This window comes from Blautia sp. ZXY-1-B12 (genome assembly GCF_056339915.1).
Genome location: NZ_JBWJVP010000252.1, coordinates 1 through 9220, shown reverse-complemented (window position 1 = coordinate 9220; position 9220 = coordinate 1). Strand labels below are relative to the sequence as shown.

The window sequence follows — 9220 nt, the reverse complement described above, 5'->3', positions numbered from 1 at the left end:
ATATGCCAGATCATGCAATGATGATAGGCGGAAAAACAGCTATTCTTGGCAGGGATGGAACATTGAAAGTAGGAAAGACAGAAGAAATTATTACAGAAAAGAAACTTGAGGAACTTTATCAGGTAAAAACCCGAATTGTATATATTCCAGAAGTTGGAAGAAAGGTTTGTGTGGTAGCAGAACAATGAAAACCAGAAGAGTTGCTTTTTATGGTAAAGGTGGGATTGGGAAATCAACGATTGCTTCTAATGTATCTGCATTACTGGCTATGCAGGGGAAAAAGGTTCTGCATATAGGATGTGACCCCAAGGCAGATTCTACCAGACTTTTGTGTAAAGAACGGATAATAAACAGTTCTTGAGGTACTTGAAGAAAAAGATTATCCGGAGAGAGAGGATCTGGTGTACAGATCAGAATCCGGTGTCTGGTGTGTGGAATCCGGTGGTCCGGAAGCTGGAAACGGATGTGCAGGTATGGGAATCATTACTGCCATGAAAGAACTGGAACGTATCGGAGTGCTTGAGGAAGACTGGGATGTAATTATTTATGATGTTCTGGGAGATGTGGTATGTGGCGGATTTTCCGTGCCAATGAGACAGGGATATGTAGATAGAGTTTATATTGTATCTTCTGCGGATTTTATGTCTTTATATGCTGCAAATAATATATTAAAAGGTGTTGTGAGCTATTCAGATGAAAGAAATCTGCTGGGAGGCTTTGTATTTAATCATATTCGCGAGCAGGAAGAAGAATGTATAGCAGAGGAGTTTACAAACCGGGTCAAAGGAAGAATGGCAGCAATTATCAGAGAAAGTAAAGAACTGAAGTTGGCTGATTTCAGAAAAGAGATTTATACTCAGAATATGTCAGCTTCAGACAGTGAAAATTGGAAAGCGTTTTGCAGACTTTCAGAAGATATATGCAGGACAGATGAGAGAAGCGTAAGCAGATCACAAAATAAAGCAGAGGAAGCACTTCCTATTCCATTAAATGTAGATGAGATAGAAAAATTTGGTATGGAACTAAGCAGGAAATTGGAGAAATTATGAGAGGCTTTGAAATTGAGAGAACATTGGATGAGGATACCTGTTCAATGGAAACGCTACCGGAAAAAATTCTGAAAGTCCCGGGAATCGCACTTGTAGCAGCCGGCACTCCTGCGTGTCTGATAGGCCTGTATGATTCAGCGGCAAGAATCAATTCATTGGATCGTTTATTTCTTTGTCAAATATCTTCTGTAGAGTACAGTCTGGGAAAACAGGGAAAGAAAATATGGGAGGCAGTAGAGCTGGCAGCAAATACAGAAGGAATTAGAGGAGTGATTATATATTCTTCCTGTATGGAAGTTCTGACAATGTGGGATTTTCAAAGAGAAAAAAAGAAAATTCAATGTAAAGTACCAGTGGAAATTCTGTACAGAGGACCACTTGTAAAAAGACTGGCTACACCATTAGAAGAATTGAAAATGATTTTTGACAGATGGAATATTGAAATTGATGAGTTAAATGAAAAGAAGTCTCATAGTCTGGAAAGTATGGAATCAGAGGAATCGTTATGTAAAAAAATAAATACAAACAGAAATATGCATGCAGTCAAACCATCTGAAATTCAAGAACCCTATTTTATACAGGAAATCAGGAATCTTGCACATAAAGAATGTGATATCTTACTATTTACCCCGGGCGGCTGCACCAGCTCTCTGAAACGTTTGCCAATCAATAACCTGAAAAATGTATGGAACACAAGATTTACTGACTATGTTCTAAGTCAGGGAAACATTATTCAGATTTCAAAGGAAATAGAACAAAAATTTCCACAAAAGAGACCGCTTTACCTGTTGGAAGCAGCAATACCAAGATTTACAGGAATTAATTTGGATAAGATTGCAGATAATCTCAGAAAGGCAGGAAAGGAAGTTTATTATATTCCGGAAGACAAATACAGATAAAATAGAAATCTCTTTGACGGGAGTTAAGAAAGCTGACTTGGTTATGAGCAAGTAGCGAAGCGGATTGCGAATATCCGTTTGACTAGAGGGTGTAGAGGATGATGTGCTGTAGAAGCAGCAGAACCATTGAGGGATAGTTGTCCAATGGTTCTGCTTTTTACTGTCTGTATTGATGAAATTGCTTAATGTAACTGGAATACTACGGTTTCGTAAGGTTTGAGTACAAGTGTTCCAATTCCGTATTCAACTTCGTTTTCGCCGTAATTGGAAACGATTATTGGAGTGTTGCACGGTAATTCAATATCTTCAGCGCCATAATGGAATTTCTGCATGGATGCAGAGAAATTATGCACTGCCAGCCATGTTTCATCCTGATAACTTCTGGTATAGGCAATTATCGGACCATCTTCCGGGCAGCAGAGTTTGAAATCTCCATGAGCCATTACCGGATGTTTCTTACGCAGTGCGATGAGATTCTGGTAGAATCTGAAAACAGAACAGTCATCATTCATCTGGCTTTCTGCGTTAATGAGTTTGTAGTTTGGATTGACACCCAGCCACGGAGTATGCTCAGAAAATCCGCCGTTTGGACTGTCGTTCCACTGCATAGGAGTTCTTGCATTATCACGGCTGATACTTCTGGATTCTGCCAGTGCTTCTTCAGGAGAAGCTCCCTGTTCGATCATGGTTTTATAGTAATTGCGGGTATCGATATCATCGTAATCATCGATAGATGGGAAGGCAACATTGGTCATTCCCAATTCTTCGCCCTGGAAAACAAAGGGGGTACCGGGAAGCGTGTGCAGATAACATGCCAGCATTTTTGCAGATTCTGACCAGAATTCTCTGTCATTTCCGTAAAGGGAAACCTGACGCGGTTTGTCGTGATTACTTAAAAATCTTGCCCACCATCCGTCTTTTTTCAGGATTTCATAATCTTTCTTAAGATCACGTTTCATTTTCTCTGGTGACCATGTCTGGATTTCAACAATCGGAGGGACAAATGGAATAGCCATGTTAAATTCTTTGCTTGCTGCGCTGGAATAGTTGATGGCATCCTGTTCATTGTTGATATTAACTTCTCCTACACTCATCAGATTGTCGGGAGTCATTGTTTCTGCAACCATTTCACGGATGTAGCGGTGGGTTCCCTCCAGATTTACACACGCTACAGTACCAATGGGTTCATTCATATCTGCACGTCCGTCCAGTCCTTTGTCAAGATAACTGATGGCATCAATGCGATATCCGTCAACACCTTTCTCATTCCAGAAACGGATAATATCAAAAATTTTCTCTTTAGTTTCCGGATTATCCCAGTTCAGATCCGGTTGTTCTTTAGCAAAGAAATGGAGATAGTATTGTCCACGTTCAGGAATATATTCCCAGGCGCTTCCGCCAAATACGGACATCCAGCAGTTGGGTGCGCCTCCGTCCGGTGCAGGATCACGCCAGATATAGTAATCACTGTAAGGATTATTGCGGGATTTCTTTGATTCCCGGAACCATTTATGTTTATCTGAAGAATGGTTCAGAACCAGATCCATGATAATGGCGATACCTCGTTCATGCGCACCGTCGCGGAAAGCATCCCAGTCTTCCATAGTTCCGAATTCTTCCATGATCGCGAAGTAATCAGAAATATCGTAACCGTTATCCACATTCGGAGAAGCATAGACAGGAGACATCCATACTGCATTGATGCCAAGCTCCTTCAGATAATCCAGCTTCTCAATCATTCCCTTCAGATCACCGATTCCATCATTGTTGCCATCTTTAAAACTTCTTGGGTAAATCTGGTAGATCACCAGATCTTTATACCAGTCTTTTTTGTGTTTCATATGTACATCCTTTCGTCTTTTTGCATAAATAAACTCTGAAATTATTATATTGTATTGTGCAAAAAAACGCAATGAAGAAAATGAGATTATTTTTGATAATAGTAACACACGTGTTACTGTTCACATTCCACTATCCCGCGAGGTGTTTTGGCATGAATATGCCAAAATCCCGAGACATACAAGCCAAAATTCCATTGCCGCAGGCAATCTGGAATGAATTTTGGATACGTTACTGTGAACGGAGTGAACAGTAACATAACGAAGTAAACAGTAATACACACTCTGGACATATCAGATTGTACAGAAAAAAGAATTGTGATAGAATAGGCGCGTAAAATATGTTACTGTACATAAGACAATGAAAGACGGAGAACAGAATGAACGCAAATTTTGAATATTATAAAGTTTTTTATTACGTATCAAAATATGAGAATCTGACAAAGGCAGCATCAGTATTAAAGACCAGCCAGCCGGCTGTGACCAGGACGATACATAATCTGGAAAATATATTAGGGTGCAGACTGTTTACCAGAAGCAAAAGTGGCATGAAACTGACTCCTGAGGGAAAGATTTTCTATCAGTATGTAGCAGCAGGCTGTGCTCAGTTTTTCAAAGCCGAGGATAATCTTAATAATCTGATCAGCCTTGAGAACGGGACCATTTATATCAGTGCAACAGAGACAGCATTGCACTGTTATTTGTTCGAGGCAGTCAGAGACTTTAATATTCAATACCCGAATGTGCATTTTAAAATTCTTAATAACAGCACTACAGATTCTGTAAATGCCTTAAAAGAGGGTAAAGTAGATCTTGCAGTTGTATCTGCTTCTTTACAGTTAGCAGAGCCACTGAAAATGAAAGTAGTGCGAAAGTATAGGGAAATTCTGATCGGAGGCAGTCGTTTTGCGGAGCTGAAGGGGAGGAAGACTTCGTTGGAGGAACTTTCAGCCTATCCATGGATCAGCCTGACTTCCGAGGCAATCAGCAGGAGATTTTTGAATGAGTATTTTTCAAAAAATGGACTGCAGTTTTCGCCGGATGTAGAGCTGGCGACTACAGATATGATTCTCCCGGCAGTACGGTATAATATGGGAATCGGATTCCTGCCAGGAGAATTTGCCGGAGATGATCTGGAATCCGGAAAGGTTTTTGAGATAGATGTAAATGAAACACTTCCGGAGAGAAGCATTATTCTGATCCATGATACAGAATATCCTCAAAGTATTGCATCTAAAGCATTCCAGAAGTTTTTGGCAGAACGGAAAGAACAGAACCGCTGAAATAGAAAAGTCATCAGGAAATCCACATGATGTGAATCCTGATGACTTATTATATTTATAAGGAATTTATCATCTGTTAGACGGATTTATTTATGCCACTCCCAGTTTCGAATCTCTTCCAGATCCTGGCCATATTCAGCAATATACTGTTTGTGCTCAACAAGCTTGTCATTCATCTTCTGGATTAAGAAGGAACCTTTGTTTCCAAGCTGTGGAAGATGCATGATGGCATCCTTTACAAGGTTGAAACGGTCGATCTGGTTCTGTACACGCATATCGAATGGTGTAGTAATAGTACCTTCTTCCTGATATCCGTGAACAGAGATATTGTGGTTGTGACGCTCATAAGTAAGCTCATGGATCAGTGTTGGATATCCATGGAATGCAAAGATGACAGGTTTATCTTTTGTGAAGATTGCATCATATTCTGCGTCACTTAAGCCGTGTGGATGTTTGTGGTCAGATTCCAGTTTGAACAGGTCGACAACGTTAACAACACGGATCTTAAGTTCCGGCATTTCATCACGAAGGATAGTAACTGCAGCCATGATCTCAAGTGTAGGTGTATCACCGCAGCAGGCCATAACAACGTCTGGTTCTTCACCACAGTCATTGCTTGCCCACTCCCAGATACCGATACCCTGTGTGCAGTGCTTAACAGCCTGCTCCATGGTCAGCCACTGGCAGCTTGGATGTTTGGAAGCTACAATTGCATTGACATAGTTCTTACTCTTGATGCAGTGATCGAAGCAGGAGAGTAAGCAGTTAGCGTCCGGTGGTAAGTACATACGAACTACGTCTGCTTTCTTATTGGCAATGTGATCCAGGAATCCAGGATCCTGATGAGTAAATCCGTTGTGGTCCTGCTGCCATACGTTGGATGTCAGGATGAAGTTCAGGGATGCGATAGGCTGTCTCCAGGAAAGCTGATTGCAAACTTTCAGCCATTTTGCATGCTGGGCTGCCATGGAGTCAACGATACGGATGAAAGCTTCATAGCTTGCGAAGAAGCCATGACGACCTGTTAACAGGTAACCTTCCAGCCATCCTTCACACATATGCTCACTGAGCATACTGTCCATAATACGTCCGTCTCTTGCGAGGCAGTCATCAGTATCAAGCATTTCTGCGTTCCAGTCACGTTTCTGATATTCAAATACTTTGTACAGACGGTTGGACATGCTTTCATCTGGTCCAAAGATACGGAAGTTCTTGTTTTCTTCATTCAGTTTGAAGATGTCGCGGATGTATCCGCCAAGTTCGATCATATCCTGAGCTTTTGTTTTGCCAGGCTGTACTTCAATACCGTAATCGCGGAAGTCCGGAAGACGAAGATCTTTCAGAAGAAGTCCGCCATTTGCATGTGGGTTGGCACCGAGACGTGCATTTCCCTTAGGAGCCAGTTCAGCCAGTTCCGGGATCAGGCGTCCGTTTTTATCAAACAGTTCCTGAGGACGATAGCTTTCCAGCCACTCCTTCAGAAGTTCAAGATGTTCCGGTTTTTCCATAGTGATCGGAACCTGATGAGCACGGAAAGAACCTTCAATCTGAAGTCCGTCAACAACCTTAGGACCTGTCCATCCCTTAGGAGTACGAAGGATGATCATTGGCCATACCGGACGTTCAGGATTATTGTTCTCACGGGCGTTCTTCTGGATCGCTTTGATTTCTTCGATCACTGTGTCCATTGTTTCAGCCATCTTCTTGTGCATTGTCATTGGGTCGTCACCTTCAACGAAATATGGTTTCCAGCCACAGCCCTTGAAGAAGCATTCAAGTTCTTCATGAGAAAGACGGGAGAAGATAGTCGGGTTGCTGATCTTATATCCATTTAAGTGAAGAATAGGAAGTACAGCACCGTCTGTGATCGGGTTCAGGAATTTGTTGGACTGCCAGGATGTCGCCAGAGGACCAGTCTCAGCTTCACCATCACCTACAACAGTAGTTGCAATCAGATCCGGGTTGTCAAATACAGCTCCGAAAGCATGAGCGATGGAGTAACCAAGCTCGCCACCTTCATTAATGGAACCAGGTGTTTCCGGTGCGCAGTGGCTTGGGACTCCGCATGGGAAGGAGAACTGTTTGAACATTTTCTTCATACCTTCCTCATCCTGGCTGATGTTAGGATAAACTTCGCTGTAAGAACCTTCCAGATAGGTGTTGGCAATCATGAAGTTTCCGCCATGTCCAGGACCGGAAAGCAGGATCATATCAAGGTCATAACGTTTGATGACACGGTTGCAGTGTGCATAAACGAAGTTCTGTCCCGGTACAGTTCCCCAGTGACCAACAATTTTTTTCTTGATCTGATCCATAGTTAATGGCTCTCTCAGAAGCGGATTGTCGAGAAGATAGAGCTGTCCGGCAGACAGATAGTTAGCTGCACGCCAGTAAGCATCGATTTTGTCAAGCATTTCCTGGTTTAAAGGCTGCTTTTCCAGACATAATTTGTTGTCTTCCATTTTCTTACCTCTTTCTTTGTCTTTGATGTGTATAGTTTAAGATGTCGAAGATATCTGTATAAGAAATTTTCTGATGGTAGTTAATGATAAACGTTTCTCAACAGATAAGTTGGAGTGTTACTTTGTTATTTTTTAACCGAACACATCCTATCATATCAGAAATGAAACGTAAAATAGAAATATTGCATTGTAATTATAAGTTTTTGATATGGATAAAAAATAAGCTCCTTCTGATAAAATGCGGAGCAGTTATTCGGTATAGAGCTGCGTAGCGAAGCAGATTGTGAATATCCGCTTGACGACAATTCTCTGAGTGGAAATGATTGGTGTTTAATATGGAAGATGACGAAAAGAACTAAGCAATGATTAGTAATTTTCACGAAAAAATGGATAACATGAAAGTTGTATTGCAATTTGCACAAAAAATAGATATAATAAAAAAAACAATTGCGCATAAGGTATAGAAAAACTGCTTATATGTACTAGATAAAGTATAGGCGGTAAAAGTGAAGAATGGCGAAGGAGACAAGAATCATGGGAAAAAGAGCAGCAGGAATATTAATGCCGATCAGCAGTCTTCCATCAGACTATGGCATCGGATGTTTTTCCAAAAGTGCATATGAATTTGTAGACTGGTTAAAGGAAGCCGGACAGACTTACTGGCAGATTCTGCCATTGGGACCGACCAGCTATGGAGATTCTCCATATCAGTCTTTCTCTACATTTGCAGGTAATCCATATTTTATTGATCTGGATACACTTGTGGAAGAAGGAGTTCTTGATAAGAAAGACTGCGAGAAAGTTAACTGGGGAAAGAAGCCTGATGAGGTAGATTATGAAAAAATCTACAAAGGCCGTTATCCTCTTCTGAGAAAAGCATACGAGAACAGTGATATCAGCAAGAATCCTGACTATCAGAAATTCGTAGCAGAGAACAGCTGGTGGCTGTCAGATTATGCTCTGTTTATGGCAGTAAAAGACCGTTTCGAAGGTGTAGAATGGACCAAATGGGCTGAGGATATCAGACTCCGCTGGAACAATGCCATGGATTATTATCGTGAAGAACTCTATTTTGATATTGAATTCCAGCAGTATATGCAGTTTAAGTTCTATGAGCAGTGGATGAAACTGAAATCCTATGCAAATTCAAAAGGAATCCAGATCATTGGAGATATTCCGATTTATGTTGCAATGGACAGTGCTGATGCATGGGCGCATCCGGAGCTGTTCCAGCTGGATCAGGATAATGTACCACTGGCAGTAGCAGGATGCCCTCCGGATGGATTTTCTGCAACCGGTCAGTTATGGGGAAATCCGTTATATCGCTGGGATTATCACAGAAATACAGGATATCAGTGGTGGATTTCCAGAATGAGTTATTGCTTCAGACTGTATGATGTTGTGCGAATCGATCATTTCCGTGGATTTGATGAATATTTCTCTATTCCATACGGAGATAAAGATGCAAGAGGCGGACACTGGGAAAAGGGTCCCGGAATTGATCTGTTCCGTAAGATCGAACAGGCGCTTGGATGGAAGCAGGTTATTGCAGAGGACTTGGGATATATGACAGATTCCGTACGTCATCTGGTATATGAGAGCGGCTTCCCGGGAATGAAGGTTCTGGAATTTGCGTTTGACTCCAGAGATTCCGGATGTGCCAGTGATTATCTGCCACATAACTATCCG

The 9220-nt window shown here is 41.5% G+C and carries 7 protein-coding genes and 1 pseudogene; 6 read left to right on the top strand and 2 right to left on the bottom strand.

Going from position 1 to position 9220, the window contains the following annotated elements:
- The 4 genes and pseudogenes from AC075L_RS17795 to AC075L_RS17780 all read left to right on the top strand — a co-directional run.
- Window positions 1-188, top strand: a pseudogene (locus tag AC075L_RS17795) (ABC transporter ATP-binding protein); the annotation flags it as partial.
- On the top strand, window positions 185-361 hold the full coding sequence (locus tag AC075L_RS17790; protein ID WP_476387981.1) for an AAA family ATPase: 177 nt from the start codon (window positions 185-187) through the stop codon (window positions 359-361). The pseudogene AC075L_RS17795 and the gene AC075L_RS17790, both read left to right, overlap by 4 nt.
- 40 nt (window positions 362-401) lie before the next feature.
- On the top strand, window positions 402-1049 hold the full coding sequence (locus AC075L_RS17785; protein WP_476387980.1) for a P-loop NTPase family protein: 648 nt from the start codon (window positions 402-404) through the stop codon (window positions 1047-1049).
- A complete protein-coding gene (locus AC075L_RS17780; protein ID WP_118341562.1) occupies window positions 1046-1948 on the top strand; it encodes a hypothetical protein in 903 nt (300 codons plus the stop codon). The genes AC075L_RS17785 and AC075L_RS17780 overlap by 4 nt, the downstream gene beginning before the upstream one ends.
- 182 nt (window positions 1949-2130) lie before the next feature.
- Here AC075L_RS17780 and AC075L_RS17775 read toward each other — a convergent pair whose 3' ends face one another.
- On the bottom strand, window positions 2131-3789 hold the full coding sequence (locus tag AC075L_RS17775; protein ID WP_118408727.1) for a glycoside hydrolase family 13 protein: 1659 nt from the start codon (window positions 3787-3789) through the stop codon (window positions 2131-2133).
- A gap of 377 nt (window positions 3790-4166) precedes the next feature.
- Here AC075L_RS17775 and AC075L_RS17770 point away from each other — a divergent pair, with 377 nt between their 5' ends.
- Window positions 4167-5069: a LysR family transcriptional regulator gene (locus tag AC075L_RS17770; protein ID WP_008706826.1), complete on the top strand. Its 903-nt coding sequence runs from the start codon at window positions 4167-4169 to the stop codon at window positions 5067-5069.
- An 86-nt stretch (window positions 5070-5155) separates the two neighbouring features.
- Here the strand turns inward: AC075L_RS17770 and AC075L_RS17765 are convergent, their stop codons facing one another.
- Complete coding sequence (locus AC075L_RS17765) at window positions 5156-7531, bottom strand: phosphoketolase family protein (RefSeq protein WP_008706824.1); 2376 nt, start codon at window positions 7529-7531, stop codon at window positions 5156-5158.
- A 534-nt stretch (window positions 7532-8065) separates the two neighbouring features.
- Between AC075L_RS17765 and malQ the strand changes: the two genes are divergently transcribed.
- On the top strand, window positions 8066-9220 hold a 1155-nt coding region (malQ, locus tag AC075L_RS17760), incomplete at its 3' end, for a 4-alpha-glucanotransferase (protein ID WP_476387979.1).